The sequence below is a fragment of the Sivoneniella epilithica UHCC 1019 genome (genome assembly GCF_040830845.1).
Taxonomy (GTDB): domain Bacteria; phylum Cyanobacteriota; class Cyanobacteriia; order Leptolyngbyales; family Leptolyngbyaceae; genus ULC077BIN1.
In genome coordinates this window covers 21,219-48,207 of the sequence record NZ_JBFPDP010000023.1, presented here as the reverse complement: position 1 = coordinate 48,207, position 26,989 = coordinate 21,219, and the positions used below count along the sequence as shown (strand labels likewise).

Here is a 26,989-nt window from a genome sequence, read left to right as displayed (position 1 = left end):
TTTAGAGCATCTGGGAATAGCAGCATCAGGGGCAGATCGCATGAATCACGATGAACTTTTCAAACAACTTTTATCGACATTTTTCATTGAGTTCTTGGAACTGTTTCTGCCTCAAGTTGCGAATTCAATTGACCGAAATTCCGTGACGTTCTTGCCCCAAGAATATTTTGCTGACTTGACCATTGGCGAAAAGCAGGTGATTGACCTACTGGCAGAAGTGCGGCTGGCAGGCGAAGATGCTGGTTTCTTAATCCATGTGGAAAACCAAGCATCCACCGAAGCTAATTTCACCCGCCGCATCTTTTTCTACTTCGCCCGACTTCACCAGAAATACCTCCAGCGCATCTATCCGATTGTCGTCTTTTCCTTCGATGAACCTTATCGGGAGGAGTCTCATCGCTACACTGTAGGGTTTGATGACTTAAAAGTATTAGAGTTCAACTTCTTCCCCATCCAATTGAATCGGCTCAACTGGCGAGACTATTTGACTCAGCCAAATCCGGTCGCTGCGGCACTCATGGCGAAAATGCGAATTGCTCCAGGAGACCGCCCCAAAGTCAAAGCAGAATGCCTGCGGTTATTAGCAACTTTGCGGCTAGACCCGGCTCGAACTGAATTGATTTCCGGCTTTGTAGACAGTTATCTGAGACTAAATGCTCAAGAAGAGCAGGTATTTCAAGCAGAAATTGGTAGATTAGAAGGACGAGAACAGGAGGTCGTTATGCAGATTGTCACCAGTTGGATGGAGCAGGGCATTGAGCAGGGCATTGAGCAGGGATTGCAGCGCGAAAAATCTCTCATTCTTCGCCAACTCACACGGCGCGTAGGAGAATTGCCCGACGTAGCAAGGTTGCAGATTGACAAGCTATCCATCACCCAACTAGAAGACTTGGGCGAAGCCTTGCTAGATTTTTCAACTTTCGCTGATTTAGAAAGCTGGTTGCAGAATCTTGGTACAGTCCAATAGTCCAATAGTCCAAGAAAGAACAACCCGCTTTCCACCGTCACTCCCCATCCTTCCGATCCTCGATCGCCTCTTGAACCTCCTTCGATACATCCGAGAGAAAGTCATAGCCCGTCAGCTTCTCCAATTCATCCACCGTCGTCAGATGCTCTTTGTAGCTATTGGTTTTAATGCCCAGAGTATTGGGGATATTCACCGCAATCACGCGAGTCTCAGCCGTGACTCCTTTTAGCCTAATACCCGGTTTATCCAAAACCACCACAATCTTCCATACACTCGCAGGCACCGTCACCTGATTCTTACCAATTTGATTCTTCTCGCCCTTCAGTCCCGTTCCACCCACTCCTAACGGACCTGCAATGATGTACAACTCCTTGCCCGACAGCGCTAAATCCTTGGACAGGTTCTCTAACTCCAGCCACGGACCTTCATTGTTTTCCTGGGTCTGCGGCACAATATTAGTCATCAAGAATGTGGCACAGTTATCTGTTGCAGTCACCGTGCGATCGCCCGAACGAGTCATGTGTCCCCGGCTAAACCCACTGCCTGTATAGTCGGTCGGCGTAACCACCTTGAACCCACGGGGCAGTGTTGGATCTGGGCGAAAGCTTTTGCAGCGATCGACCTCTCCAATCCAGGAGGCATTCAGTTGCCAACTGACCCAGTTTGCCGTGCCCTTGCTGCTGTTATAGGACAACGCATACTGGCGTTTGAGCAACAAAAAATCATCGCGGTTTGTTGAAGCAGGCGTACTGCTGGGAGTGCCCATCAACAGGTGAATGCTGCCATAGTTTCGTGCTTGGGTGGTGGCGGCGATCTCAAGCACACATACGCAGGATAGAAAGCTTGCCCATTTCCATCGATTCAGATATTTTGTGGGCTTTGTGGATATGTCTGCGATCGCCATTGTGTCTCCTGCGGCTAATTTGTTGCCACTCGCATTTTATGCGTATCAATGGCAGATAATCAGGTTGTCTACCATACAGCCTGCTTTTGATTGTCTGGTTCACCCAATGCTGATGAATGATAAAACCTCAAACCTGATCGCTGCACTGCAAGCGCTAACCCAGGATTTATTGTGGATGAGCGAAACGGATGCTCCGTTTGAAATTATTCAGTGGCAAAATCAGTCCGTCCAACTCACGAACGAACAGCTTTTGAAGTTGACAGGGCATTCACTTAAAACACCGATTGAAATCTTGGATTTAGATAATTTCTTTTCAGCCGCAACAATAGAACAAGACTGGTTTGGAGATGAGGAAAAGGCAACAGCAAAACGCTACCAAGAACTTGCTTCGGTACTCAAGCAGCACTTAAATCAGTTGAAAGTGTATCGAGTTGGAGCCATCAATATCGACATCTACATTGTGGGAGAAACTGAATCAGGAGAAATCATCGGACTGGCGACGGAAGCAGTGGAGACTTAGAGTTGAACCCATCTAAATATCTCTATATTTCCTTTAGTTGCTGTGTTTCAACAAACATTGCAGAGCGGCATACTGTCCCAGAATGTCTGCCATGATGCCCAAATGCTTATCGTCAAAACCAACTGTGCGGGGATTCGTGGATAGGTCAGTGAGATGTTCGATGATGAACTCCATCAGTAATCGTGCTTCAGGATGGAGACCTGTTGTAGAAAAGGTATGATCTCCCAACGTTAGTTTATTCATTGCCATGACGCTAAAAAAATCTTTTAAGGTCTAGAGATTAGAGTCTTTCATCGACCCTACTGTGATTGAAACTCAAGTCATAGCCAGCATATTGCTGGTTTTGGAAGGTCACGATAATCCAGGTGGCAGGGTCCCACTCACAGGGATAAGCTGCCTTTGTCAAGGTGGTGTCGTTGAAAAGAAAGCAGTAGGGTATGTTCAAGCGTTTCATAACGGCTTGCCCATCAGAGCCGATTGGAACATCAATTAACCATGTCAAGGTTGAGCGCGAAATCTTGGCGGTAGAGTTCTCAACTTGAACGCAGGGGGTTGACTTCCTGGAAACAGAAGTAGGAGCAGGCACAAAGTCACCGCGCCAAGAACGCCAGCCTGCAAATCCAATCGTGCCTAGAAGGAGGGCTGACAACATTAAAACTGACAGCCGATCAAGGATTTCAACCATAAGGGTTCGACTCTAAAAATTGCACTGTTTCAAAGCCAGCAATGCTTCAAAACAGCGCTGGGTAAGGATGAGAAATTTAAACTGTTGTGCCTTGTAGAGCTTTATAGAGTTCCAACCGTTGCAACCATCTGGCTTCATCTGCGGCTAGTTGCTCAGGTGTCAATTCAAAGATTTGAGCCGGACGATCTGGCAGAATCACTGGAATCACGGCTTTAGAAATGGGGAGGTCAAACATGGCAGTGAACGCCAATCGGTAAGCCGCAATCTGCAATCGTGCCCGACTCATCCACTGCAAACGTTTTGGTCGATTACTGGTCTTGAAATCTGCCAACCACCAATCCCCAACTTCCCATTCCCCCACCCAATCGAGCGTTCCCCCATAACCGAGTTGGGGATGGTAAATCGGTAACTCGATCGCCTTTCTTGCATTTCCATAAACTTCATGACTGACGATCGCGCTTTCACCCACATTCCTCAGCCAACAACGAATCGACTTCCAGTAGGGCAGTAGCTCTAGTGGTAATTCATCCGGCTCAGTCCCATTCGTCAGAAAGTCAGCAATGAAGGCGTGAATCGCTGTTCCTCGTTCTCGGCTAGCGATCGCGCTTTGTTCCGCCTCAATTTCACCCAGTTGCTTCACTTGGCGCTGGTGCCACTGCCTGAGCTTTTCTCGGTCTGTTTCTGATTCAGTCGCATCCAAAATTGTGTTGACTCCTGGCAAGTTGCCAATGGGAGTTTCGTAAATTCTGCCGTTATCCGTATCGAGCGCACGGATAGCAGATAGTAAAGATAAAGTCATGAATTAATCCTTTAGTTCAATCAATTCCCAATCCCGACACTCATTGATTCCGCCTACCTTTTGGGCAGCAAGGTCGGGATGTAGGGCACAGGGTAAGTAGTCGTTGTCGTCGAAAAAGGTACAGTTCTTACAGGCGTGTTTCGTGCGTTCCCGGCGTATCCAAACCTCCAGTCGCAACTCCTGGTCAACCCGTTGCAACACCTGATAGGTGTGAGCAACGCGACTGCACACCTGGGTCAAATTGGTTTTTAACATGGCGATCGCTCCAGGTAGGAAATAGGAAAGGGGTGATAAAGGCGACCCTCACCCCCGCTTTCAAGGTCAAACTCAGCGTCTCCGGCTTCTGGCGAGTGTTTTCGGCTGCGGGTCTTCTGCTTCCAACTCCTCCGCCTTCACCGTCCGCATTAGCAGTTCAATTTCCTCCGTACTCATGCCATCAATGCAGAGTAAGCCAGTCGTCATGTCCACCAAAGGTGGATGATTCGCCATGAACTCGACAATCTGGGCAAGCTGCCCTAATTCTTCCGGTGTTTCTCGCTTCCGCCAATCCCACTTGAGCGAGTAGTACACGCCCATATCGCCGGAATGCTTTTCAAACGTGCCGACAAAGATCCCTTCAGCCGGTTCACCATGCGCCATCAACTCCGTTACCTTGCTGCTGAACTGGCTAATGGAACGAGTTTTGATGTGAGTGCAGCAGACCGTATTGGCTGGAAGAATATCGGCACTGGCAGGCGCGGGGACAAACCAGAGTTGCATCCACAGAGCATTTTTGGTCTTGCCAAGAGTGCCGAACAGTTGGGAGACTTTGATGATGGACAGTTCGAGACTGTTGCCCCGGTAATCGTCGTCGCCAATTTTCCATTCGCCTTTTTGACAGTCGTTGCGAATCGCGTAGGGAATTTGCGGCAGAAAAATGCCTTCTTTGGGACGAGTGCCAAATACTTGCAGTGCCATATCTGTTGTGTCCTTTTTAAGTTTTTAAGTTTGTGGTGTGAGAAAGCAGGGCGATTTGGACGGGCGACCGCCCTTGTAAATGAGAGTGATGCCGTTTAGGGACTTGCTCAAGTCACGTTAGAACTTGTAGGCAGCATCCCAGTAAGCGCAGTGGTAGTAGTCTCTTCGGGCTTCTGCTTCTTTTGACCGCTCCTCTAGCCAATGGGAGCAACTGGTTAAGTCAAGTGTCGTTGCGGTGGCTGTATCAACAGTCAGCAGTCAAGTCTTTTGAAGTTATTGATGTCGGCACCACCTTTGGCTGTAGTGCTAACTAGGAGCTTTTATGTGACTCCATTTCCTACCACTCTTCTATAATATACGGGGTGTATTAGAAATGCAACCCTATCTAGGAAGTCTTAGAAAATTTAATCAGTAAAAATCCTAGAGGATTGAATCACCTGGGGTTAGAGCGCAATGAAGAGATTATGTCTCTTCAGTTGATATTTCGATGCTCAAATCTTTGCTAACTGCCAATCGCCTTCTACCGATTTGCTCCACTAGTTCAGAAGCAGATAAGCCCAACTCGCGGGCAATTTGCTTGAACCCTTCCCAGCCAGTCTCGGTTGCCAACACTTCCCGGCGTTTTTTATTTTCCTCATACAAACTAGGTCTACCCTCGTGGATCAGATTCTCCTGAGAACGGGGATGTTCACCTGGTTTGTAAGAGCTTTTCTTTGGCACGTTGGTTAGCAACATATCTTTGTTCCTTATCACTTTAATCTCGAAGCTTGAAAAGATTTTTCATTTCTAGGCGAAAGTTCAAAATTGCCATATGGATTCTCGTAAATAACCGGGATGTTATTGACTATCAAATATATACGGGATATTATAGAGAAGAGGGTGAAGGAGAGAAGCAACACATCACTACAAAGTGTGTGATCTCCCCAAGCACACCCTCTGAATTTTGACCCACCAAAAACTTAAAAGGATTTCCCATGACTCAGCCAACCATGCTGCAAACTTCGATCACGCCCGACGATATGGAGATGTTTCTCGATGACATTGAAACGATGAACGAAAAGCTAGAGAGGCTTTACAAGGCACGACATAAACAGGAACCCGCAGAAGAACAAGCCGCGATCGCTGACTTGCTCAAAACCTGGAACTGCCTCAAAGGGTTGTACTAGCCGTTGAAGACTTCGCTCAAAAAGTAAATGGGACTGAGTACCACCTCAGCCCCATGCCAAAAACTTAAAAAGGACACTTTCATGATGACACTCACACAAGATTCTGAGTATTCCCTGGAACAGGGTATTTACATTGATGGTGAGATGGATGGCTATGACGGAGTGAAGCCCAAGCACCTTTACACCACCTATCTGCAAGCTTACATTGCTGGTTGCCGTCGCAAGCTTGAGGAGCTACAGCGACAATTGGCAGAGTTCCAACAAGAAACGGCTTGGCTTGACGAGTTCTAACTTTTTCTAACTGGGCAGTCCTGTAATTGATTGCCCGGTTCTTCCCTTCTTTTTCCAAACAGTTTTGTCATCTGCAACCCACAGCTTTTCACCGCATTGCTGCTGGGTTCGCTTCGCAATGGAATGAAAACGATGCCGACGATATTGAAGGAATACAAGCTCAACTATTTTGATGCCCTTGAGAATTCAAATAAGGTATGGATGGGACGCGCATTTGATGATGGCACCTATCAAGCTCAGTATGGACGGGTGCGAGAGGGCACGAAACTTGCTCAATCCAATAAGCAGTTCAAATCGATCTCTGCTGCTCTGAGCGAGTTGGAAAAGAAACGGGTTGAAAAACTCCGCAAAGGTTACCGGGACACTGCCACGGTGGATGCTGGTGCAGTAGTGACGGCTGCTCCTGTAAATTTGAAGGAGGTTGCCACGGCTCAAATTGGGGGAAGTGAAGATCCCACGACTCGCGCTTTGATTGAGTATTTGGCGCAGGTGAATATTCACAATATCTGTAGTGCAACCAGCATTACCTACAGCGCCAGCAATGGAACGTTTCGCACTCCGCTGGGTGTGCTGACTCCAACTGCGATCGCAGAGGCACGATCATTGCTGACGGCGATCGCGGCTCAAGGGGGCGATCACGGTAGTTTGGTAGGAGCTTATTTTCAATTAGTTCCCCATGACTTTGGTATGAAGATTCCACCAGTACATACCCTGCTAGCAACAGGTCGAGATATGGGGCAGGAGTGGGCTATCTTAGATGCGCTGGAAGCGGTTCTTCAGTCCAGTTCAGTAGAAGTGGGCAAGGTGTTTGAATGCCAGTTAACCAAAGTTCCAGCCAATACGGAAGCAGGTCGATCAACATTCCGTCGTATCAAGCAACTATACGAGTCTACGTTGAATGCCCACCACAGTACGGCAGGATTAAAGCCGAAATGGGTGTATGAGGTTGAGATTCCCTCCATGCGCTCGGCGTTTGAAAGGACTTCGGCTCAAATGCAAAATGTCAGAACTGACCTGTGGCATGGCACTCGTGCTAGTAATCTTCTGAGCATTCTCAAGTCTGGGTTGATGATTCCTAAATCTTCTGCACCGCAGGTGACAGGACGCATGTTTGGAGATGGGCTATATTTCTCGCTTCAGTCCACGAAATCACTCAACTATGCGACGAACTTTTGGAATGGGAGTGGTGCATCCGGTCAGCGCACGTTTATGTTTCTATGCGAGGTGGCGTTGGGCAAGATCTTCAAGCCAATGACGAACAGCCAAACTTTTCCAAAAGTAGGGCACGACTCAACTTGGGTAGATGCTGGAACTTGCAGGGTACTCAATCATGAGTGTGTGGTTTACCAAACGTCCCAGGTCAACCTGAAATACCTGGTTGAGTTTGAATAAAGGATTCCATTTTTTCACTTACTCCACGTTGAGCTTGAATTTTGGAGAAAAGTTGAGTCTATAAACAACAAAATTTTGGGGATTGAAACCATGTCTATGCAGTGGACTACTAGTTTTTCAGAACAGGAACTTGATGAGATGGCTAGTGACTTAGAGAGCCTTCAAAGTTACCTCACCGAATTTTTCTCTGCCAAAGCACGAGGAGAGGTGCCTCCTCGAACCATTAATGCCATTCTCCAATTAGCTAATCGTCTGGTCGATCTGTATGATGACTAAATACCAGCGGTAAATTCTAAGGCTAGGCTACTGGTTCAGTTTTTGATGCGCTCTTCCACTATTGCTTGGGAACAATAGTTTGGATTCAACCCTGAACTTTCATAGAATTCAACGTAATAAGTTGATAAGAACAATCAGACTCGTAAATGTAAAGGGCTGATAAGGGTTGGGTTGCATATTAGAAGCGGGAAGAACTGAATAAGGAGATCGCGTAGCCGTGTTATCGTCAATTTTCAACACCTGTATCCCCAGAGACGAGATTTTAGCGGGTGAGCTTTCTCTCGACTTGTTTGCTGCCAAACTGCGATTGGTCGTTGAGGGAACGGCTCCCCAGGTTTATCAAGACCCGTGCATCTTCTTTGCTAACACCTTTCCAACGGATGGCTTGAGAACTTTAATCTCAGAAGTCTTTGGGCGTTTGGTCGGAGCAACGACGGGTTCTCCAATCGTGCGGCTGGAAACGAGCTTTGGCGGCGGTAAAACTCATGATGAAATTGCGCTTTGGCACATTGCTAAAAATGGACGACAGATTGAAGGACTAGAGCGATTTGCTGACCTGAACCTAATTCCCGATCGCCCAATTCAGATTGCGGCGATCGCCTGCCAGGATCTCGACCCAGAAAATGGGGTCTACCATCCAGAAACCGGAATTACAACTTACACGCTGTGGGGTGAAATTGCGTACCAAATTGGTGGGGTCGAGGGATATAGCCTGCTGCGGGGATCAGATGAGAAGCGAGTCAGCCCCGGCACGGTTGTACTGGAGCGATTAACCAAAGGACAACCAACGCTAATTGTGCTAGATGAAATTGCACGACATTTAAGAGCTGCAAAAGCAACGACCGTGGGCAACAGTGACTTGGCAGAGCAGGTTGTTGCCTTTCTGTTCTCGCTCATGGATTTAGCTGCCTCCTGCAACAATCTGGTGTTTGTCTACACCCTGGCATCATCCTCAGATACTTTTGGTGAGGAGACAACCGACATTCGAGAAGCGATTCAAGCCTCGGCGCGGCAGGAGCGGGTGTTGAGTCCCAGTACCGACGTTGAGATTTACAACATTGTCAAACAGCGACTGTTTAGCAGTGTAGATGAACGGGCAGCAGAAACAGCGGCAAAGGAATACCTGAATGCCTACAAAGCCAGTCGCACGACCTTACCCGATGGCTGCAAAGATGCTCGGTATGCTCAAACGCTGCAATCGAGCTACCCATTTCACCCAGAACTATTTACTCTCCTGACGAAGAAGATTGCCTCGATTCCCAATTTTCAACGCACACGCGGGGCGCTGCGCCTGTTTGCTAGAGTCATCCGCCAGCTTTGGAAGGAGCCGAGCGCCTGGATACCGATGATTCATCCGCATCACTTACCGATTGGCATTGATGCAGAAGTGACCAGTGACCTGACCTCGCGCTTAGAGCGTCCCTTGATGCGACTGCCCATCCAGGCAGATATATATAACCCGGATGGCAGAGAGGCTCATGCTCAATTGCAGGATCAAGAGTGGACGGCAGCGGGTAAACCTCCGTTCTCAACCTGGGTGGGGCGCACGATCTTTTTGCACTCAATCAATCAAGGGATTACGGCAGGTATTCGGCGGGCTGAGTTGAATCTATCACTTTTAACACCTGGATTGGAGACGGGTTTTGTCGATACTGCCCTTGAACGATTAAGCAGCGTGGCATGGTATCTGGACAATGACCCTGTAACCTCGATCGCCCGGTTTAAGGAAGAACCTTCGATCAACAAAATCATCGCCGAAGAAAAGGAACAGGTGGGACGCGGTGAGGCAAAGGATGACCTGCGATCGCGCCGTGACACGATTTTTGCCGACAAGTTCTTCAAGCTGATTCCTGCTCCAGAAAGTCCGGGTGATGTGGATGACGTGGCAGACTCGGTTGCCCTGTGCCTGATTGACTTTGATGAGGACACAGTGAAATCGCCCACTGATCCACCGCCAGCGGTTGTGGAGCGGATCTTCAACAATACGGGTGAGTCTGGCAAATTTCGCACGTTTCGTAATCGACTGCTGTTTTTGGTGGCGAACAAGCATGAGTTAGAACGAGCGATCGGTAACGCTAGAGAATTCAGAGCCATTAAGAATATTCTCAACTCTCTCAATCGGTTAGAAGACCTGTCAGAAAGCCAGCAGAAGCAACTGAAGCAGAAAGAAGGTGAGATGGATCTGGCGGTGCGGGTATCGCTGACCAATGCCTACCGTCATTTGTTCTACCCCTCTAACGATTCGGTGAAAGCTCCAAAAGGGTTGATGCACTATCCGCTTCCCGCTCAGGATTCGGGGGATGTAAAAGGCAAGAATAATCAGCAGGATGTGATCCTCAAAGCATTGAAGGACTGCCAGAAGATTCGCTCAGAAGATGCGTTGCCCTATGCCCCTGCCTATGTGCTGCAAAAGGTGTGGGCTTCCGGGTTAGACCACTGGACAACTAAGGCACTGCGGGAGGCGTTTGCTAAAGACTTAGGGTTAAATATTCTGCTGGATGCGGAAGTCTCGAAGTTGCGGGACACGATTCGTCAGGGTTTGCAGGTGGGACAGTGGGACTTGAAGGTGGGCGATCGCGTCTTTATCAAAACCAGCGATACCCTGCCTGCACTTCCCGACACGATCGAGTTTTCTGATCGCATGGTACTGTATCGGCGTGGCATCTTGGAACTGCCTAAGCCACGAGAGATCGAACTGAGTGCTCAGGTGATGCCAAGTACAGAATCCACCAAACCCATTCGAGTTCGGTGGCGGGCACAGGGGGCACTCACTGTTAGTTTGTATCAAGATGGCGAACTTCTGGAGCAAGCATATCGCCCCTCAGATGAGTATGAAGGCACGATCGCCCAAACGACTGTTTTCCGAATTGTGGCAGATTATGGCAATGGTGAAACTGCCCAGAAAGAAACTCAAGCTATCATTTACAGCGGCAGTCAGCCTGCAATGCCCAACGGACATGACCAGCCAGGTATCTTTACGGTTAGACCAGGGCAGTTTGACCTAGTAGGTAGCCCCAATAGCGTGTTTAGTGGGTTGAGCGATCGCGTCCTCGATCACAAGGTCAAGGGCATTTCTGCCTTAGAGTTTTCGGTTGATCAGGTGATGGATTACCGCAGGCTGACAACGGCATTGCCCTTACTGGCAAAGTTCTCGATTGGGATTGACCAGACAGTGACAATTGACATCGAAGATCAGTTTGTCCGGCTGGAGTACATCGGCGCAGTGCGGGGATTTCAGAGCTTTCTCACGCCGACTAATGCCCTTTTGGGCAACTCTGACGTTCGAGCAATTGTGTCTTTGAAACTGGCGATTGAGTTTGCGGCTCCGGTGGCACCAGAGGGAGTGGAAGTGACCGCGATCGCCCAAGCACTGGGTCGTAATCCGGTTGATCGCCTAAATTTGACAGCGCGAGTAACATATTAGGTCTGTAGGGCTGCTACCCTATGGATTGTTCGTTGTTTTACTCTACCGTCCTATGCAGGAATTTCAGCTTCGCGTCGTTCCTACCGACAATAACAACTTCGCCCTGGAGTTGTACCAGTGCGCCTACAAGAAAGCAGGCGAAAAGAAGCGATCGGCGGCGAAGCGAATTGGGCGGCTGAAGGGGCAAGCGTTAGTGCAGGCACGGCAGGCGGTTTACGATTGCCTGAAAACGAACGGGTATGATCCCAAAACCTTGAGCCAGTCTCGGCAGACTGCTTATGTGTTAGATGAAGAGTCAGGAGTGAATTTGGCGCTACTGTTTCAGACGTTGCAGCCATTGTCGAAGCCTGATCGCATCGCCAATATTGCGGCGGGGGTGCGATCGATGAGCAATGAGGAGTCGCACTATTGGTTTGCCAAGGTGTCGAACGGGAAGCGCAGTCAGGCACTGAGAGCAATTCGGGTGTTACTAGGAGATTGAATTTTGACTAAGACAACTAAACCATATTTGTTTTGAAGAGGATGTATGCCTAAGATTGATGTCAAAGGAGCAGTCGAAGCAGCTAATAGTTACCTTCAAGATTTCAAAGACTTAATGAAAATTCAGCTTGAGAGCTTGAGACTAGAGGAAGTTGAATTATCTGAAGATCAACATGAATGGTTGATCACGCTAGGTTTTGATGTACCTATGAAAACGAGTTCTCTGGCTAATTTAATGGCAGGAGCAAATTCGCTATATCAGAGGGAGTACAAACTTTTCAAAGTTGATTCTGAGACGGGTGAAGTCAAATCAATGAAGATTCGATCACTGAAATGAATGACATTGAATCTCTTTTTTCACAGTATCAACAGAAAGGGGTTTTAGTTGACACTAATATTTTGCTGCTCTATTTCGTCGGAATGACTAACCGTGAACGAATAGCTAGATTCAATCGTACACAGAATTTCTTACCAGATGATTACGATACTTTAGTCAGAATTCTGAGCTACTTCAGCAAAATTATCACAACTCCAAACATTCTCACTGAGGTAAACAGTCTTGCAAACCAATTAGGTGAACCTGAGCGAACTCAATGTTTCACGATTTTTGCTCAAGGTATTTCGATTTTTAAAGAGTGTTATCTCGAAAGTAAAGCAGTTGCGTCGGATCAAAATTTTCCAAGGTTTGGGTTAACAGATTGTAGTATCTTGAGCTTCGCAAGAAATCAATACCTTGTTTTAACAGATGATCTGAAACTGGCTAACCATCTTCAAGAACAGGGAATTGATACAGTAAATTTCAATAATATTCGTATCTATGGCTGGAAGTAGGTAATTCTGATTCCTATGACCTTTGACAAAATCTAGGCAATTCGTGATCGCCCCAGAAACTTTACTGCCGTATCCTAGCCTGCTGGTTTAATTGATTTGCTTGTTTTAACGCAACGTTGAGGCGGTTGTATAGCTTTACTTCTGGATCGGAGTGGCTAATTGCAACGACCAAAGCGTACCGCTGGCTTGGAATTTCCTCAACTTTGACCCATTTTCGATTACAACTGACCACCAGGTACAAAGGACTTTTATCATAGTTTGTTGCTTGGGATGAAATTTCTACAACTCCTCGTTGAAGAGCGCTTTTTTTGCGAAGATTAGCGCCGGGTAATAAATCATCAACCATACAACCGGAGCCAAACTGTTTTTTGAGATCCTCGATCGAAAGCTCAGAGTAGCTTCCCTCTTTCCCAGCTTTTTTGGCTTTTTCAACGTCTACACGAGCGTTGATCACATTTTCACGATCGACTCCCTTGAATAAATTGAACTCCATTGTAATTCCCAGGTAGGAATCACCACGAGTGTGGCGTGTGGGTGGATCAAATGCTAAGGCAATAGAGAGATGACGCTTACCTTTTTTCTGCAAAAACTCGGGTGGTAAAGCAGGAATCTCAAACAAGTCAAAATCACCAACTGCAATTTCAAGATGATCTTCCCACATCACTACATAGTTCTCAGTGGAATACATCGCTCTTTCAAGATCCGCCTGTCCGTAACCATAAATTGCCCACTGTTTCTCCCTCTGCTCGGTCTTCTGTTTTTGAGTTAGCCCTGAGCCGATTTGAAATAGGCTTGGAATTTCGTCAGGCAGTTTAGCTGATGTTGTAATTAGGGCACGAATCATGTTTGAGGATGCCTCTGGATATTTGTTAAATAGCTGAGCGGCAAGGTGGGCGGCACGAGGAGCCGCAAAACTTGTGCCACTAGCGACTTTAAACAGGGACGAATTATAGTTTTGAGAGAAAGTGACGACTGAAACGGCTGCATCATTGTCTTGTGCGATGCGATCACCATCCAAAACAAAATCCCCACCAAAATCAACTAAATCCGGCTTGATCATCCCATCTACACCAAAGCCAGTCCTTGTAAACGGTGAGGGATATCCAGGGACTTTGGCGATCGCGTTACGTTGAGCGTCAGATGGGTAAGTCATGCTGCCGCGCCCTAATGATAAGGAACCAACTGTTAGCGCGATCGCAGAAGTGGCAGGATCAATAATTCGTGCCTCTGGTTCAAGTAAATAGTTGGGGTAATCGGTACGCAGTAATTCTCTATCATCCCGTTGACTATAAACATATGAATTGCCTGCGGCGACGATAAAGACAAGATTTTTATGCTGGTATCGATAGGCTAGTTCATCAAGTTTGGCAGCAAGTCGAAGTTGTTTCTTGCCATCCTGATAAATTTGCTCAGCATTACCCAGTGAAAGGTTAATGACTTTGCAGTTGGGGTGTTGATTGACAAAGTATGAGATCGCTTCCTCTAGCTGATTTTCTAGCAGTAACTCCTCATCAAATTCATTGTTTTCATTAATGATGCGGGCAGAGAAAATCCAAACGGTTGGATCAAACGTTTTTTTGCGAATGCAATCCTCGATATTTCCATAGGCTGCAATTCCAGCTACACCCGTACCGTGATCTGCTTCATCATCAGGTCCACTCTTAAGAAACTCTCGTTTAGCATCGGGGAACACCTCTGCGTCACCGATCACGGGAGCTAGGAGGGAGTGTCCCCGCTGAACTCCAGAATCAATGATTAGAATGCCGCAGCAGTTTGTAGATGGGGAAATGATGTCTGGCAGATCTGAGAGCGAAAGGTTGTACTCTATTCTTTTCTCAAATGCGGCTTTAGGACGACGATCGACCTCTTTAACAATAAATTCATTCAGCAGTTCATCTAGAAGTTGCTGATTGATCTTGATTCGAGCAATGCAAAGATAGTCGCCGATATGGTGATCCGTTAAGGCAAATGTGGCTGTGCTAGTTGACCGCTCTTGTAGATCTTGGCGAATTTGGTTGATGTATTTTCGCATTTCGTCTCGATCGCCCGTATGCCAAAGCTCTAAATCAAGTGCAGCGATTTCTCCTGGTTGCAGTGGTTCTAATTCCAACAACCGACCGAGACGGTCTTGAGGCTCCAACGGAGTTAACGCCTCAACCGCATCCAGGTAATCGTATTTATGATCAGTTTTAATGCCGCTATAGTTTTCCATCCGGTTGTGAAATTCCTTCAGTTCCGCATCGGAGGAGAAGACAACGATCGCTTTGTTCGCAGCAGGTTCTCGCGCCAACATGGTTAAACCTGATTTCGCCAAATCATCGTCGCTGAGGTTTGATTCTTTAACTAGTTTGATCTTGAAGATTAGTTTGGGGTCAAGCCGGAAGGAACTTTTGCGTTCTTTAGCTGATTTCGTCACAGCAGCTATTTGAGAGAGCAGGTTCTGCCCGTGAGTACTGCGATCGTCCCGTTTGTATCCACCAAAACCACCCCCAGATTTTCGGGGTAGTTGCACATAAACTCTTGGCAGTTTCAGATGATCAAACTGATTCGTCATTGCTGCTACTTGTTAAGAAGTTTGTTGAGTTGCATATTACACGTTCTCTTGCCAAATAGCGTTTGACAGCGGTCGCCAAGTCATATTCTGTAAGTTCTCGATCGCCCCGCAAGATTGCAGCTTTCATGGCATCGGCACAAATTCGTTCAATGTCTGCACCTGTAGCGCCTTCAGTCATACCAACGAATTCGGTTAAGTCAACCTTTGGATAACGAACGGCAGCAAGATAACGGGTGAACAGTGCCAAGCGTAACTCAACAGTGGGTCTGTCAAAAAAGATAACTTCATCAAACCTGCGCCAAACTGCTGGATCGAGCAATTTCTCGTGGTTCGTTGCGGCAACAAACAAACTGCTAGTTTCAGTATTATCAATCAGTTGCAGGAGACTATTAACTAGCCGTTTAACTTCGCCATGCTCATTGGGTGTGTCGCGATCTCGGGCAATCGCATCAAATTCATCAAATAAAACAACCCACTCGTCCTGCTCGATATAGGTGAAGATTTTTTGCAGATTGGTGGCGGTTTCACCCAAATAGGACGAAAAGACAGCAGCGAGGTTAATGTAGACGAGAGGCAACCCCAACACGCTTGAAAGCACTTTCGCCGTTTGGGTTTTGCCGCATCCGGGCGGTCCACAGAGGAGGAGTTTATTTTTGGGGCGCAATCCATGAGCGGCAAGCACATCCTGCTTGCGGTTTTCCAGGACGACTTCATTCAGGGTGTCAAAAATGGTTTCGCTGAGAATGACGTGATTCCAGGTCAGATCGAACTGCTTTACTTCTAGCAACGGCAGACCGGTCTCTTTATCTTTCGGCGGTTCCGGGAATTGATGCCAGGGAGCAACGTTGGAGGCTAGGGTTTTGCCATTACCATTGCCATTGTGGAGAATCTTTTCGAGGTCTTTTGCAAGGAGATGATGACTTTTGCTTTTTTCTTCTTCAATTATTTCTTGAGCGGCAGCATAAAATGCCTCCCTCTCATTGCGAGAGAAGCTCTGAAAGAGTTTCTTTAAGATCTCCCCTCTTGCCATTGGCTGAAGCTGTTGCTTACTCCTTCATTTTAGTACAAACGCTCTGACTGCTGGAATTGTTAGGTACAAACCTTTTAGGGTAACACTAAAGTAACATTGACCTTTCGCGCTGCTCTTTAAGTTACATGACCGACCCCAACTCAAAACGCAAGTCCGTCTTTATCGAGAAAATTATGCCTGTGACGTTGCTTAACGAGCAGGTGTATTACGAGCATGGCGGCAATCCGTTTAAGGGCTTGCATCGGTGGTATTCGCGGAAGCCGCTGTCGTTTAGTCGGGCGAGTGTGTTGGGATCGCTGCTGCCTGCGGATGTGACGATGGAGGAGTTTGAGTGGCTGCTGGGGCTGAATCGGCGGGTGGCAGGGATGCAGGACAAGACGACGAAGCTGTATAAAACGCCGCCTTCGCCCGATCGCATCAAGCGGGTGCAGGAACTTTGTGAGCAGATGTGGGGCACGAAAACGCCGACAGTGCTGGATGCGTTTGCGGGTGGGGGTAGCATTCCGTTTGAGGCGGCACGGTATGGGTTAAATGTGCTTGCCTCTGATCTGAACCCGGTGGCGGTGGTGACGATGAAGGCGGCGATCGAATACCCGCTCAAGTTTGGGGCGGATCTTCAGGTGGAGATCGACAAATGGGTGAAGTGGGTGGGCGATGAGGCAGAAAAACGCCTTGCCCCATTTTTTCCATCATTGCCGGGGGAGCAAGTTGAGTATTATTTCTGGGCACATACGGTAACTTGTCCCAATTGCCAATCAGTTATTCCTTTAAGCCCTGGTTGGTGGCTTAGTTGTGTGAGCTATTACGCAGGGAAAAATCAGCCAAGAAAAGTTGGTGCAGATTGGTATGGAGTAAAGCCTATTCCTAATCTGAAAAGTAAAAATGTCTCTTTTCAGCTTGTTCAAGGCAAAGGTGGTAAAGGTAAGGGTAAAACAATTCAAACAGAAAATGAGGAATATGATCCAACTGCTTTACCTACAATCAGCAATGGGGTTGGGCGATGCTTGAATTGTGGCTCTATTCTTGAAAATGACTATATATATGGGCAGGCAAGATCAGGATTAGTGAGCTATGAGTTATACGCTGTCGCGTATAGAAAAAATGAAGGCAGCTTAGAATTTAGGCTTCCAACCAATGTAGATTTTAATGCGATTGAGAAAGCAAAAGATTATCTAGAGAATAATTTAGTACACTATCAGACGCTTGGAATCCTGCCAGATGTCGAAATACCATACGGGCATCAATTTGCTGAGAGAAGCTCTTTATTACAGCAAGGTATAGATAGATGGGACAAAGCTTTCCATCCAAGGCAGCTTCTTACTCTCGTTACTTATGTAGATGTAATTAATAAAGCAAAGTCTATCATTCAGTGTGAATATGAGCCTAAATCCTGTGAGGCAATATCAGCTTATCTAGCTCTTATTTTTGATAGATGTGTAGATAAGAATAGTCGATTATCACATTGGCATTCAGGTTCGATTAAAGTTGAAAATGCAAGCGCTCAACACTCTCTCAACTTATTCTGGAGCTATCCAGAAACAAGCATTTATAGATTATGGAGTTCGTGTGCCGATCTTGTAGCTGATTACGCTAAGCTATGCAGCTTAATTCATACTAATCCTCTCTCTAAATTGCTAGTCCAAATAGAAGCCCCTTTGCTGCAATCTATTCAAATCAATACAGCGTCAGCAGATTCCCTATTTCATATTCCTAACCAATCAGTTGATATCGTTGTCACTGATCCACCCTATTACGCAACTATTCAATACGCTGAACTCTCCGACTTCTTCTACGTTTGGCAAAAACGCATACTGGGCGATATCTTTCCCGATCTCTTCTGGTCAGAACTTACTGACAAAGACCGAGAAGCGGTTGCCAATCCAGCAAGATTTAGAGGTATGGGCACACCTGCTACCTTTACTACCGAGGCAATTACTCCTGAAAAACTTGCCAATCAAGACTACGAAGCAAAAATGGCAATGGCATTTGCCGAATACCATCGAGTCCTCCGCGACGATGGCGTGATGACCGTCCAGTTCAACCACAAAGACTCTGGGGCATGGGATGTTCTCGCCAAATCCCTGATTGATGCCGGGTTTGAAATCACTGCATCCTGGGCAGTCAGCACCGAAAACCCTCAAAACCTGCACCAGGCACAGAAAAACTCCGTTTCCAGCACCGTCCTCCTCGTCTGCCGCAAACGCGACCCCAACGCCGGACAAGCCTGGTGGGATGACCTCCGCCCCGATGTCGCCAACTTGGTCGAACAACGCGCCCCCGAATTTGAAGCCAACGACATCACAGGTATTGACCTCTACCTGAGTGCCTTCGGTCCCGCCCTCAACGTCTTCTCCCGCAACTACCCCATCCTCGACTCCTCCGGCAACGAAGTCCGCCCCGAAGAGGCATTTGCCGAAGCTAGACGGGCGATCGCCAACTACCGCTTTTACAAACTCGCCCAAACCGATACCCAGGGCTTCGACCCCCTCACCACCTGGTATATGCTCGCCTGGGATGCCTTCCGCGCCCGTGAATTCCCCTTTGACGATGCCCGTCAACTCGCTCTTGCCCTGGGAGGCTTCAACGTCTCCGACCTGGCAAAAACCTACAAACTGATCGATTCCACCAGCGGCACATGCAAATTCCTCACCCCCCAGCAGCGCCACAAAAAACGCGCCTTCTCCCTGGTTGAAGACGAGTTCTCACCCCGTTATTTAGTCGATGCCCTCCACGCCATCATCACCATTTACCTCGAAGAACAGGCGATCGCACCCGTCCGCCGCTTCCTCAAATCAACCGGGCTACTGGGCAACGACTTGTTTATGCGATCGTGGGAAGTTGCCCTCAAAGTCATCCCCCGCATCGGCGACGAACGCAAACGCATCCCCGAAGAAAAAGCCCTGGCGGATCTGTGGCTGTCAATGGACGAAATCAAAGCCAAAGTCGTCTATATTCAACCCGAACTAGAGTTAGAGCATGGACAGCAAACCTTAGATTTTGAAGCGGTGACAGACGATGAGTAAGACACAACCTAAAATTCCCAAATCAAAAAAGAAAAACTTTTCTAGCTTTAGCTATGCCGAAGCGTTTAAGCAACTCAGTCTCAAAGATCTGGTTCATTGGGAGATTGAAGCAAAGCCTGTAGAGCCTTCAGCCTTCTTTCAGGAACGGATGCAACGTTTAGAAGAATTATTCAATCTAGAAGGATATGAAGAATCTAAAAAACTATTAATTGATGCTATCTGTGAAGAAGCGATATCAGTCACAAAGCATCTCAAAATTTGGAAAGGTGCTCAACTTGAAAGCGATGTTGCAGCAGGGTATGTCGATTACTTAATTGCTGAGCGCAAACGCTATCTAGATCTTCCCTTGTTGTGCATCATCGAAGCAAAAAGAGATGATTTTGAAAAAGGACTGGCTCAGTGTTTAGTTGAAATGCAAGCCTGTCAATGGCAAAACCGCCAAGCACAGCGTCACGTTGATGTTTTAGGCATAACAACAAACGGAACATCCTGGCAATTCTACAAGCTTGTAGTGACTGGAGAAGTTTATGAATCTTCAGTTTTCTCAGTTGGAGATATGAATTTACTACTGGGACGGCTCCGCTACATTTTTGAACTTTGTGAGCAAAACTTGCAGCAGCAACAGGAGGCTTCATGAGAGCCAAAGGCATCAAACGCGGACAGACAATCGAACTGGTTGAGACACTTGATATTCCCGATGGCACAGAAGTCATGGTTGAGATCATCGCAATTAATTCTGTTCCAGTCTCAGACCCCCTAACCAGCTTTATTGGAGCAGCCAAAGGCAGTTTTGCAACTCCTGAAGAAGTTGACCAGTTTATTCGGCAAGAGAGAGATGCTTGGGAAGTCTAATCAAATTTCAAAAAATTCAAATTACTTGAAGGCTATCTTATGAAAGTGAAAGGAATAAAACGTGGACAAACGATCGAACTGATTGAGGCAATTGATGTGCCCGATGGAGAGCAAGTCATGGTTGAAGTTTCTAGAGTTCATCCATTAAGCCAACTCACGCCCGAAGAAAGGCAGATGCGAATTGATGCAGCATTAGGCGGATGGAAAAATGATCCTAATCTCGACAAAATCTTTGCTGAAATCGATCGAGAACGTCATGCAAACCGAGGAAGACAGATCGATTCGTTTGACGACTAAAATCTAATGATGTATCTACTAGACACCAATATTTGCATCGCCTTAATTAAAGAGAATCCGATACCAAAACGAGTTTTCGATGCCAAAGCGATCGACTGCTACATTTCAGCGATTGTTTTGGCTGAACTCTACAAGGGAGTTTACTGCTCAGAGCAGTTTGAGAAGAACGCAACTGGTCTACGAAATTTTCTTACTTTAGTAGGTGTAGTTGACTTTGATCGAGCAGCAGCATTGGAGTTTGGCAGAATTCAAGATGAATTGAGGCAGATCGGCAAACCAACAGGTGAACAAGATGCACTGATTGCTGCTGTTGCGCGATCGCGTCAATCTATTCTCGTCACAAATAACATCCGCCATTTTGAAAATATTTCTGACTTGCAACTTGAGGACTGGTTAAACCCATAAACTTATGACGCGCTCCCTCCGCAAACACCCCTGGAAAATCAGCTACTCCAGCGACGAAAATAACCCCGTCGCTGATTTCTATATTCCGGCGTTGGAATGTGCAGTTCAGTACGATCGCAAATCTGGTTTCTTCAACAGCAGCATTCTCAGCAAAGTCGCGCGCGGACTGGGGGCAATGTTGCACAATCAGGGACAAATGCGGCTTGTGATGGGTTGTCAGTTTAGTCCTCAAGATTTGCAGGCAATCAAGCAAGGCTATGAACTGCGAGAAGCTGTCACCCAACGTCTAGATAGCGATCTTCAACCGCCCAAAAACTTCGCTCAACTCAAACATTTCGAGATCCTCAGTTGGCTGATCCAAAACCAGTACCTCGACATTCGCATCGCCATTCCCCTCAAATCAGACGGCACACCGGAAGAAAGCGATAGACAACTTGACCCCAACCGCATCTTTCATGAAAAGGTGGGAATTATTACCGATGCCAACGGCGATCGACTTGCCTTCAGTGGCTCCAATAACGAGTCGATGGGAGGCTGGGAAGCAAACATTGAGTCTTTTCACGTCTTTCGCTCTTGGGAAATTGGCACTGATCCAGAGCGGGTACAGCTTGAAATTTCCCGATTCGATAAACTCTGGAACAACGAATTGCCCAATGTGCGCGTGTTTGAAGTTCCAGAAGCCGTCCAGAAGAAGTTGCTGCGCTATGCTCCAACTACAAAGCCTATCTGGAATCAGCAGGCAGAGTTTGATACTCGCTTGCTAAAAAGCGCGGAGCCACAGGAAGAGGCAGACGCGGAGCATGAACCTGAGCAAATTCCTACAGCTTCTCCAGGTTTCGCATCCACTGAAGCTTGGGAGCAAGAACGCCAAGCCTTTACCCAACTTGCCAATCTGCATCAAGATCCTGGTTGCCTGGATTTTGCAATTAAGTCTATTCTCATTCAGCCCTGGGCGCACCAACTCAAAATTCTCCGTCGCGTCGCCCAAGAATTTCCTTGCAGCTACCTGATTGCCGATGAAGTAGGTCTAGGAAAGACGATCGAAACAGGCTTAATCCTGCGCTACTTGATTCTGTCTCAAAAGGTGAAGCGGGTTTTAGTATTAGCTCCCGCCAGCGTTCAACCTCAATGGCAGGAAGAACTGCGCGAGAAATTCAATCTCCACTTCTGGAGCTACCTTCAAGGTGAACTCCACGATCCCTACAAACAAACTACACCGCTTACACCCAATCCCTGGAATAGCCAAAACCTGATCCTGGCATCAAGTCATTTAGTTCGCCGTCAAGAGCGAATGCAAGAACTGCTAGAGGCTGAACCGTGGGATCTGGTGATCCTAGATGAAGCTCACCATGCCCGTCGCAAAAGCCCGCAAGACCGCAAGGATACGCCCAACCGCCTACTACAGCTAATGCGACAACTGCGCGATCGCACAAAGGCGCTGATTCTCCTGTCTGCCACCCCGATGCAAATCGACCCGATCGAAGTTTTTGATCTTCTAAGTCTGTTGGGGCTAGAAGGGCACTGGCAATACGGCGATAACTTCTGCAACTACTTTGCGTCTCTAACTGACTCACCCGATCGCCACATCCTCGACTTTTGGCAACAAATGTCCACCGACTACTTCAAGCAGGGTGGTCAGTCGTGCCCTCGCCTACAACAGCACTTGGAGAAAAAAGACCGTCTTCTCACTTATCGCCTCCAAGATACTTGGCAGAAAGGACAAAAGATCGTCAACAGCAAGCAGCTTTTAGAGGATGAAGCATTTATCGCGGCAACGCGGCAATACCTGACGACCCACACCCCGCTTAAAGACCGAATGTTTCGCCACACTCGCGACACATTGCGACAGTATTACCATCGTGGCATCTTGAAGCAGGATGTTCCCTTGCGTGAGGTGTGGGATAACGCGATCGTGCTCGAACCGAACCGGGAAGTCCAACTCTACCGGGCTGTCAGTGAGTATGTGCGTCACTTTTACCGATTGGCACAGAAGGAGAATCGCAAAGCTTTAGGTTTCTTGATGACGCTCTACCGCAAACGCCTGACCAGTTCATTTTACGCCGTTCAACAATCCCTGCAACGTCGCTTAGACTCACTGCTGACTCAACACGGCAACGGTCTAACCTTCGATGATTTGGCAGAACTGGACGATGCCGATGATGCAGTGATCGAAGGGCTAGAATCCTACCTGGAGCCGATCGATCCAAAGGAGATTCAGTACCTCGAAGACTTGCTGCGGCAATTCGACAACACTGGCGAAGACAGCAAGTGCGCCCAGTTCATCACAACCTTGCGGCAAGAACTAAATGAACGAGAAAGCGTGATCGTCTTCACTCAATACACCGACACGATGGACTATTTGCGAAACTTCCTCAGTTCCAGCTTTGGCAATCAGGTTGCCTGCTACTCTGGTCGCGGAGGCGAACTGTACCGCGATGGTGAGTGGTGGCTTGTACGGAAAGAGGAAATCAAACGCCGCTTCCGGGAAGGAGAGGTGAAGATATTGCTTTGCACCGAGTCCGCCAGTGAGGGCTTAAACCTGCAAACCTGCGGTGTATTGTTCAACTACGACATGCCCTGGAACCCAATGCGGGTGGAGCAACGGATTGGACGAATTGACCGGATTGGACAGAAGTACTCGACTGTCAGAATCCACAACTTCTACTACGACGGCACGGTTGAAGCGAAGGTTTACAAGAAGTTGCGCGATCGCATCAACGCCTTTGCAAGTGTTGTTGGCAACCTGCAACCGATTCTGGCAAAAGTGCCCACTTTCCTAGAACGAGCGGTGATGAGTGCCGACCCGGAAGAGGAAGATGTTTTGCTTTCCGAATTTGACCATGATTTAGACATGCCACCGTTGCGCCCTGCCTTGGATGAAATGGTAGCAATGGATGTGGCAGCGGATTTAGTTGAGATTCAAAAACCATTGCCAAAAGCGCCTATGACTTCGGAGGCGATCGAGCAATTGTTCACTACCTCTATAATTCTCAAAGCTCAAGGTGTTGCATTTGAGCGAATAAACCAGAATCATCCCAACTCACCTAGTGCCCAAACTTGGCTACTGAGCTTGAATGGTAAGTCTTACCCGATCACATTCTACCCCTTAACGTTTGATGAGAACCCCACGCTCCAGTTCCTCACATTCGGCGACCCTTTATTTACTCAACTACTCGACTTCACTCAAGGAGCTAAAGAAGTAGGCTTGCCATTGTTATGATAATTTCTCACCAATCGCTTTCAGTCCTTCTTTTCAGGCTGTAAAAAATGTCTTAGCCATCCTGTTAGGTTGTTTCAAAGGTTTTATCCATCTTGGTGTCGGAAGGTTCAGCAGAATTATGAGAAAAGTCACTGGTGTATTCGCTACCATCACGATAGTAAATCTTCTTGTGCCTGCGATCTCGCTAGCTCAAGCTATCCCCAAAACTCTCAAATCAGGAATGCCTTACGCCCAAGCTCGAACGATTCTGATCAACGCCGGATGGCGGGCTGTAACGCTCTCTCCTAACCGCGATCGTTTCGGTGGGATGGATCACATCATCAATAAGCTTGGCTACAACGAAGTCGAAACCTGCTCTGGCACAGGCATAGGCTTCTGTCGCTTCACCTTTGCCAACGCCAATGGTCAAAAGCTAGCGGTCGTCACCATCAATAATCAACCAGGGCAACAACCCAAACTTCAACGATGGTGGATCAACACTGAGAACCGTTAAACCTGAATGGATTCCTCTTGCAATGCCACTCCAGCAACATTTTATCAGCGGTATATGGCATGAGTGAGCTGGCTGACATGGCAATCGATACGCTCAAATGTTGCTCTTAATTAGGAGTTTAGTTTTACATCCCAGATGTTATTAACATTTGTGTGTAAGAAAGGGTCTTGAGACTTTGATTTTGAAATACTAAAGTCTGATTTTTCGTTTGTGCGCGATTGCCCTTTTAAGTGTGTCTTTTGAAGCTGTTTGATTAACAATCACTTGTAATTAATCCTAGTTTTGAAATGCCTTTGATTGCAGGTTTAAAGTTAATTGCAGATTTTTACATTTAATAACTTTGGTTAGACTTCACTTCCAATGCGCTGTCAGCAATTTCAGTGACCTCTTTTGCCGCTTTTGCGTTCACTGTAGCGATCGGTCAAGTAGCCAACCTTATCCTGCAACAGCAGCGTGAACTTGTAAAGTTCTTCGATCACGTCCACCACCCATCGCGGTAAGGTGAATCTTTCATCGTACCGTCCTCGTTAAATTCCTGGTATGCCTTAGCAATAGAATGGTTGGGAATCGTGAACATCCGCATCCTAGCCTTGTTTGTAGCAGGATTGCTCGTTGGGTTGTGGCAGCGGCGGTAATCTGGGAAAGGATTTCAAGTTTCATCTTCTTGAAGTCTGGGCAAAAACTTTCACCTTACTTTCATTCTCCCCTGCCAAACTAAGTGCTGAGTGTAGTTTTCATGAGCCTCTAAAGCGCAGCCATTTAAAACCCTATGCGACAATCCCCAACCACTGCCAAAGTAGCCCGACGAACGACCGGAACCCTGTTAACTTTAATGCTTTTGACCGTGCCATTCAGAGCCTTTGCAGGTGCAGGGCATGATCATGGCAGTAGCCAGTTTCAGCAATCAGGGGCTAGTAGCGTTCAAAATATTGAAGTTGATGCAGCGACTGCCAAGCGATTGGGACTCAAAATTGAGCTAGCAACCCGGCAACGGTTGCCTTTTGGCATCAAGACCAGTGGGCAAATTGAGATCCTGCCCAACAAGCAAGTGGACATCACCACTCCAGTTGGTGGAACGATCGCAAGGTTGCTGGTGAATCCGGGTGATGCTGTCGTAGCAGGGCAAGCCGTTGCAGTGATGTCTAGCCCAGAATTGGCAACATTGCGAACTGAAGCATTTGATCGACGGGCAGATGCGATCTCCGCCGTGGAACTGGCGGAAGCAGACCTCAAACTGGCTCAACAAAATTTAGACCAACAGCGCAAAATTGTCACGGCTAATATCCGGCAAGCCAAGACAGAGATGAGTTTTGCCCAAGAGCGTTACAGCAAAGACCAAGCCCTTTTAGAACGAGGAGCCATTCCCCGCAGAACGATGCTGGAGTCGGAAACCAAGCTGCAAGAAGCAAGGACAGCATTGGCAAAAGCGGAAAGTGCTCTGGAAATTTCTGAAGCCCAAGCCCAATTGCAACGGGCGCAATCTGCCTTTAGGGTGGCGCAGAAACGCATGAACCTGAGTGGTGAAACCTACCAGACTCGACTGCAACAATTGGGAGCCGATGCTAACCCAGATGGCACAATTACCATCAAAGCGCCGATTTCAGGCACCGTCGCTAACCGCGAAACCACAGCGGGTGAGTCTGGACAGGATGCCGGTAAGCGGATTATGACGATCGTCAATGGGAATGATGTTCAGGTATCTGCCAATATCTTTGAGAAGGACATTGAGCGGGTGCAGAGCGGTCAACGGGTGCGCGTCAGAGCTAATGGGTTGCCTGACCGAACTTTTGAAGGACGGGTGAATGTGATTGGTGCTGTGGTCAGCGGTGATACTCGTGTTGTCCCGGTTAAAGCCACTCTCGAAAATGCGAATGGCTTGCTAAAGCCAGGGATGTTTGCCGAGCTAGAGGTCTTAACGGATCGGACTCCAACGGCGGTACTGGCAATTCCGAAGTCAGCCCTGGTCGAAACGAACGATCGCCAGCAGGTGGTATTTGTTCAAAATGGCAATGCCTTCCAGCTCACCGAAGTGGAACTTGGGCGCGAATCTGGGGAGTTTGTGGAAGTCAAAAAAGGGCTTTTTGATGGGGATCTCATCGTGACCCAGCGGGCAAATCAACTGTATGCCCAATCCCTGCGGGGTGGTAATGCAGCCGCTGATGATCATAGTGAAGGTGAAACCGCAGCATCTGGAGCCTCGCTACCCTGGTGGTTAATGATTCCAGTGGGTGGAATTGTGGTAGGTGGAGCATTTTGGGCAGGTTCGTTGTGGTCGAACCGGCGCAGTCGGTTAGCACTCGCCAATGGTTCGTTGTATCCCCAGGCAGGCTATGAAACCGAAATCTATTTAGATCATGCCAAGCGTCCGGTTGAGCCGCAGCCAGAAGAATCCCTCAGAAATCCTCGCCAGCCTGACTAGGAGC

General features: G+C 47.6%; 27 protein-coding genes. 18 read left to right on the top strand and 9 right to left on the bottom strand.

The window, feature by feature from the left end:
- The first annotated feature begins 40 nt into the window (after positions 1 to 40).
- Positions 41 to 967, top strand: a complete 927-nt coding sequence (locus AB3R30_RS15095) for an Rpn family recombination-promoting nuclease/putative transposase (RefSeq protein ID WP_458650030.1) — start codon at positions 41 to 43, stop codon at positions 965 to 967.
- 37 nt (positions 968 to 1,004) lie between these two features.
- Here the strand turns inward: AB3R30_RS15095 and AB3R30_RS15090 are convergent, their stop codons facing one another.
- Positions 1,005 to 1,871 carry a DNA/RNA non-specific endonuclease gene (locus tag AB3R30_RS15090; RefSeq protein ID WP_458650029.1) on the bottom strand — a complete coding sequence of 289 codons (867 nt, stop codon included), beginning with the start codon at positions 1,869 to 1,871 and terminating at the stop codon, positions 1,005 to 1,007.
- Between AB3R30_RS15090 and AB3R30_RS15085 the strand changes: the two genes are divergently transcribed.
- Positions 1,840 to 2,391, top strand: coding sequence for a nuclease A inhibitor family protein (locus AB3R30_RS15085; RefSeq protein WP_458650028.1), 552 nt, complete (start codon positions 1,840 to 1,842; stop codon positions 2,389 to 2,391). The two genes, AB3R30_RS15090 and AB3R30_RS15085, sit on opposite strands and share 32 nt — an antisense overlap.
- Positions 2,392 to 2,424: 33 nt before the next feature.
- Here the strand turns inward: AB3R30_RS15085 and AB3R30_RS15080 are convergent, their stop codons facing one another.
- From AB3R30_RS15080 to AB3R30_RS15055, 6 genes are all read right to left on the bottom strand, one after another.
- Positions 2,425 to 2,640, bottom strand: coding sequence for a hypothetical protein (locus AB3R30_RS15080; protein ID WP_458650027.1), 216 nt, complete (start codon positions 2,638 to 2,640; stop codon positions 2,425 to 2,427).
- Between the two features lie 31 nt (positions 2,641 to 2,671).
- Positions 2,672 to 3,076 (bottom strand): hypothetical protein, encoded by a 405-nt coding sequence (locus AB3R30_RS15075; protein WP_458650026.1) that lies wholly within the window; start codon positions 3,074 to 3,076, stop codon positions 2,672 to 2,674.
- A 76-nt stretch (positions 3,077 to 3,152) separates the two neighbouring features.
- Positions 3,153 to 3,875: a PD-(D/E)XK nuclease family protein gene (locus tag AB3R30_RS15070; RefSeq protein WP_458650025.1), complete on the bottom strand. Its 723-nt coding sequence runs from the start codon at positions 3,873 to 3,875 to the stop codon at positions 3,153 to 3,155.
- A gap of 3 nt (positions 3,876 to 3,878) precedes the next feature.
- Positions 3,879 to 4,130 carry a hypothetical protein gene (locus tag AB3R30_RS15065; protein WP_458650024.1) on the bottom strand — a complete coding sequence of 84 codons (252 nt, stop codon included), beginning with the start codon at positions 4,128 to 4,130 and terminating at the stop codon, positions 3,879 to 3,881.
- Between the two features lie 72 nt (positions 4,131 to 4,202).
- The gene (locus AB3R30_RS15060; protein ID WP_458650023.1) at positions 4,203 to 4,832 is read right to left on the bottom strand and encodes a hypothetical protein; all 630 of its coding nucleotides are present in this window, start codon (positions 4,830 to 4,832) and stop codon (positions 4,203 to 4,205) included.
- A gap of 462 nt (positions 4,833 to 5,294) precedes the next feature.
- Complete coding sequence (locus AB3R30_RS15055) at positions 5,295 to 5,567, bottom strand: hypothetical protein (RefSeq protein ID WP_458650022.1); 273 nt, start codon at positions 5,565 to 5,567, stop codon at positions 5,295 to 5,297.
- Between the two features lie 239 nt (positions 5,568 to 5,806).
- Here AB3R30_RS15055 and AB3R30_RS15050 point away from each other — a divergent pair, with 239 nt between their 5' ends.
- From AB3R30_RS15050 to AB3R30_RS15015, 8 genes are all read left to right on the top strand, one after another.
- Positions 5,807 to 5,998, top strand: a complete 192-nt coding sequence (locus AB3R30_RS15050; RefSeq protein WP_458650021.1) for a hypothetical protein — start codon at positions 5,807 to 5,809, stop codon at positions 5,996 to 5,998.
- 81 nt (positions 5,999 to 6,079) lie between these two features.
- Positions 6,080 to 6,289 carry a hypothetical protein gene (locus AB3R30_RS15045; protein WP_458650020.1) on the top strand — a complete coding sequence of 70 codons (210 nt, stop codon included), beginning with the start codon at positions 6,080 to 6,082 and terminating at the stop codon, positions 6,287 to 6,289.
- A gap of 132 nt (positions 6,290 to 6,421) precedes the next feature.
- The gene (locus AB3R30_RS15040; protein WP_458650019.1) at positions 6,422 to 7,681 is read left to right on the top strand and encodes a hypothetical protein; all 1,260 of its coding nucleotides are present in this window, start codon (positions 6,422 to 6,424) and stop codon (positions 7,679 to 7,681) included.
- Positions 7,682 to 7,771: 90 nt separating this feature from the next.
- Entirely contained in the window at positions 7,772 to 7,957 is a 186-nt protein-coding gene (locus AB3R30_RS15035; protein WP_458650018.1) for a hypothetical protein, read from the top strand.
- Between the two features lie 217 nt (positions 7,958 to 8,174).
- Positions 8,175 to 11,381: an ATP-binding protein gene (locus AB3R30_RS15030; protein WP_458650017.1), complete on the top strand. Its 3,207-nt coding sequence runs from the start codon at positions 8,175 to 8,177 to the stop codon at positions 11,379 to 11,381.
- Positions 11,382 to 11,433: 52 nt separating this feature from the next.
- Complete coding sequence (locus tag AB3R30_RS15025; RefSeq protein ID WP_458650016.1) at positions 11,434 to 11,862, top strand: DUF7680 family protein; 429 nt, start codon at positions 11,434 to 11,436, stop codon at positions 11,860 to 11,862.
- 45 nt (positions 11,863 to 11,907) lie between these two features.
- The gene (locus AB3R30_RS15020; protein ID WP_458650015.1) at positions 11,908 to 12,198 is read left to right on the top strand and encodes a hypothetical protein; all 291 of its coding nucleotides are present in this window, start codon (positions 11,908 to 11,910) and stop codon (positions 12,196 to 12,198) included.
- The gene (locus AB3R30_RS15015) at positions 12,195 to 12,692 is read left to right on the top strand and encodes a PIN domain-containing protein (protein ID WP_458650014.1); all 498 of its coding nucleotides are present in this window, start codon (positions 12,195 to 12,197) and stop codon (positions 12,690 to 12,692) included. The genes AB3R30_RS15020 and AB3R30_RS15015 overlap by 4 nt, the downstream gene beginning before the upstream one ends.
- Positions 12,693 to 12,753: 61 nt before the next feature.
- Here AB3R30_RS15015 and AB3R30_RS15010 read toward each other — a convergent pair whose 3' ends face one another.
- Together AB3R30_RS15010 and AB3R30_RS15005 are read right to left on the bottom strand one after the other, a co-directional pair.
- Positions 12,754 to 15,246 (bottom strand): S8 family peptidase, encoded by a 2,493-nt coding sequence (locus AB3R30_RS15010; RefSeq protein WP_458650013.1) that lies wholly within the window; start codon positions 15,244 to 15,246, stop codon positions 12,754 to 12,756.
- On the bottom strand, positions 15,230 to 16,276 hold the full coding sequence (locus AB3R30_RS15005; RefSeq protein WP_458650012.1) for an AAA family ATPase: 1,047 nt from the start codon (positions 16,274 to 16,276) through the stop codon (positions 15,230 to 15,232). Before AB3R30_RS15005 ends, AB3R30_RS15010 begins: the two co-directional genes overlap by 17 nt.
- 125 nt (positions 16,277 to 16,401) lie before the next feature.
- Between AB3R30_RS15005 and AB3R30_RS15000 the strand changes: the two genes are divergently transcribed.
- From AB3R30_RS15000 to AB3R30_RS14965, 8 genes are all read left to right on the top strand, one after another.
- The gene (locus tag AB3R30_RS15000; protein WP_458650011.1) at positions 16,402 to 19,299 is read left to right on the top strand and encodes a DUF1156 domain-containing protein; all 2,898 of its coding nucleotides are present in this window, start codon (positions 16,402 to 16,404) and stop codon (positions 19,297 to 19,299) included.
- Between the two features lie 148 nt (positions 19,300 to 19,447).
- Positions 19,448 to 19,936 (top strand): hypothetical protein, encoded by a 489-nt coding sequence (locus AB3R30_RS14995; protein ID WP_458650010.1) that lies wholly within the window; start codon positions 19,448 to 19,450, stop codon positions 19,934 to 19,936.
- Positions 19,933 to 20,151, top strand: coding sequence for a hypothetical protein (locus AB3R30_RS14990; protein WP_458650009.1), 219 nt, complete (start codon positions 19,933 to 19,935; stop codon positions 20,149 to 20,151). Before AB3R30_RS14995 ends, AB3R30_RS14990 begins: the two co-directional genes overlap by 4 nt.
- Positions 20,152 to 20,190: 39 nt before the next feature.
- On the top strand, positions 20,191 to 20,448 hold the full coding sequence (locus tag AB3R30_RS14985; protein ID WP_458650008.1) for a hypothetical protein: 258 nt from the start codon (positions 20,191 to 20,193) through the stop codon (positions 20,446 to 20,448).
- A gap of 6 nt (positions 20,449 to 20,454) precedes the next feature.
- Positions 20,455 to 20,853 (top strand): type II toxin-antitoxin system VapC family toxin, encoded by a 399-nt coding sequence (locus AB3R30_RS14980; protein WP_458650007.1) that lies wholly within the window; start codon positions 20,455 to 20,457, stop codon positions 20,851 to 20,853.
- Positions 20,854 to 20,857: 4 nt separating this feature from the next.
- Positions 20,858 to 24,073: a DEAD/DEAH box helicase gene (locus AB3R30_RS14975; protein WP_458650006.1), complete on the top strand. Its 3,216-nt coding sequence runs from the start codon at positions 20,858 to 20,860 to the stop codon at positions 24,071 to 24,073.
- 118 nt (positions 24,074 to 24,191) lie between these two features.
- Complete coding sequence (locus AB3R30_RS14970) at positions 24,192 to 24,566, top strand: hypothetical protein (RefSeq protein ID WP_458650005.1); 375 nt, start codon at positions 24,192 to 24,194, stop codon at positions 24,564 to 24,566.
- 769 nt (positions 24,567 to 25,335) lie between these two features.
- Entirely contained in the window at positions 25,336 to 26,985 is a 1,650-nt protein-coding gene (locus AB3R30_RS14965) for an efflux RND transporter periplasmic adaptor subunit (RefSeq protein WP_458650004.1), read from the top strand.
- Positions 26,986 to 26,989: the final 4 nt, after the last annotated feature.

What these genes read in the sequence shown, in the direction of transcription:
- AB3R30_RS15035 (WP_458650018.1), top strand. Translation starts at nt 7,772, where the DNA reads ATGTCTATGCAGTGGACTACTAGTTTTTCAGAACAGGAACTTGATGAG.
- AB3R30_RS14995 (WP_458650010.1), top strand. Translation starts at nt 19,448, where the DNA reads ATGCAACGTTTAGAAGAATTATTCAATCTAGAAGGATATGAAGAATCT.
- AB3R30_RS15070 (WP_458650025.1), bottom strand. Translation starts at nt 3,875, where the DNA reads ATGACTTTATCTTTACTATCTGCTATCCGTGCGCTCGATACGGATAAC.
- AB3R30_RS15005 (WP_458650012.1), bottom strand. Translation starts at nt 16,276, where the DNA reads ATGGCAAGAGGGGAGATCTTAAAGAAACTCTTTCAGAGCTTCTCTCGC.
- AB3R30_RS15000 (WP_458650011.1), top strand. Translation starts at nt 16,402, where the DNA reads ATGACCGACCCCAACTCAAAACGCAAGTCCGTCTTTATCGAGAAAATT.
- AB3R30_RS15020 (WP_458650015.1), top strand. Translation starts at nt 11,908, where the DNA reads ATGCCTAAGATTGATGTCAAAGGAGCAGTCGAAGCAGCTAATAGTTAC.
- AB3R30_RS14990 (WP_458650009.1), top strand. Translation starts at nt 19,933, where the DNA reads ATGAGAGCCAAAGGCATCAAACGCGGACAGACAATCGAACTGGTTGAG.
- AB3R30_RS15095 (WP_458650030.1), top strand. Translation starts at nt 41, where the DNA reads ATGAATCACGATGAACTTTTCAAACAACTTTTATCGACATTTTTCATT.
- AB3R30_RS15080 (WP_458650027.1), bottom strand. Translation starts at nt 2,640, where the DNA reads ATGGCAATGAATAAACTAACGTTGGGAGATCATACCTTTTCTACAACA.
- AB3R30_RS14970 (WP_458650005.1), top strand. Translation starts at nt 24,192, where the DNA reads ATGAGAAAAGTCACTGGTGTATTCGCTACCATCACGATAGTAAATCTT.
- AB3R30_RS15025 (WP_458650016.1), top strand. Translation starts at nt 11,434, where the DNA reads ATGCAGGAATTTCAGCTTCGCGTCGTTCCTACCGACAATAACAACTTC.
- AB3R30_RS14980 (WP_458650007.1), top strand. Translation starts at nt 20,455, where the DNA reads ATGATGTATCTACTAGACACCAATATTTGCATCGCCTTAATTAAAGAG.
- AB3R30_RS15010 (WP_458650013.1), bottom strand. Translation starts at nt 15,246, where the DNA reads ATGACGAATCAGTTTGATCATCTGAAACTGCCAAGAGTTTATGTGCAA.
- AB3R30_RS14965 (WP_458650004.1), top strand. Translation starts at nt 25,336, where the DNA reads ATGCGACAATCCCCAACCACTGCCAAAGTAGCCCGACGAACGACCGGA.
- AB3R30_RS15040 (WP_458650019.1), top strand. Translation starts at nt 6,422, where the DNA reads ATGCCGACGATATTGAAGGAATACAAGCTCAACTATTTTGATGCCCTT.
- AB3R30_RS15015 (WP_458650014.1), top strand. Translation starts at nt 12,195, where the DNA reads ATGAATGACATTGAATCTCTTTTTTCACAGTATCAACAGAAAGGGGTT.
- AB3R30_RS15060 (WP_458650023.1), bottom strand. Translation starts at nt 4,832, where the DNA reads ATGGCACTGCAAGTATTTGGCACTCGTCCCAAAGAAGGCATTTTTCTG.
- AB3R30_RS15045 (WP_458650020.1), top strand. Translation starts at nt 6,080, where the DNA reads ATGATGACACTCACACAAGATTCTGAGTATTCCCTGGAACAGGGTATT.
- AB3R30_RS15065 (WP_458650024.1), bottom strand. Translation starts at nt 4,130, where the DNA reads ATGTTAAAAACCAATTTGACCCAGGTGTGCAGTCGCGTTGCTCACACC.
- AB3R30_RS15090 (WP_458650029.1), bottom strand. Translation starts at nt 1,871, where the DNA reads ATGGCGATCGCAGACATATCCACAAAGCCCACAAAATATCTGAATCGA.
- AB3R30_RS15055 (WP_458650022.1), bottom strand. Translation starts at nt 5,567, where the DNA reads ATGTTGCTAACCAACGTGCCAAAGAAAAGCTCTTACAAACCAGGTGAA.
- AB3R30_RS14975 (WP_458650006.1), top strand. Translation starts at nt 20,858, where the DNA reads ATGACGCGCTCCCTCCGCAAACACCCCTGGAAAATCAGCTACTCCAGC.
- AB3R30_RS15050 (WP_458650021.1), top strand. Translation starts at nt 5,807, where the DNA reads ATGACTCAGCCAACCATGCTGCAAACTTCGATCACGCCCGACGATATG.
- AB3R30_RS14985 (WP_458650008.1), top strand. Translation starts at nt 20,191, where the DNA reads ATGAAAGTGAAAGGAATAAAACGTGGACAAACGATCGAACTGATTGAG.
- AB3R30_RS15075 (WP_458650026.1), bottom strand. Translation starts at nt 3,076, where the DNA reads ATGGTTGAAATCCTTGATCGGCTGTCAGTTTTAATGTTGTCAGCCCTC.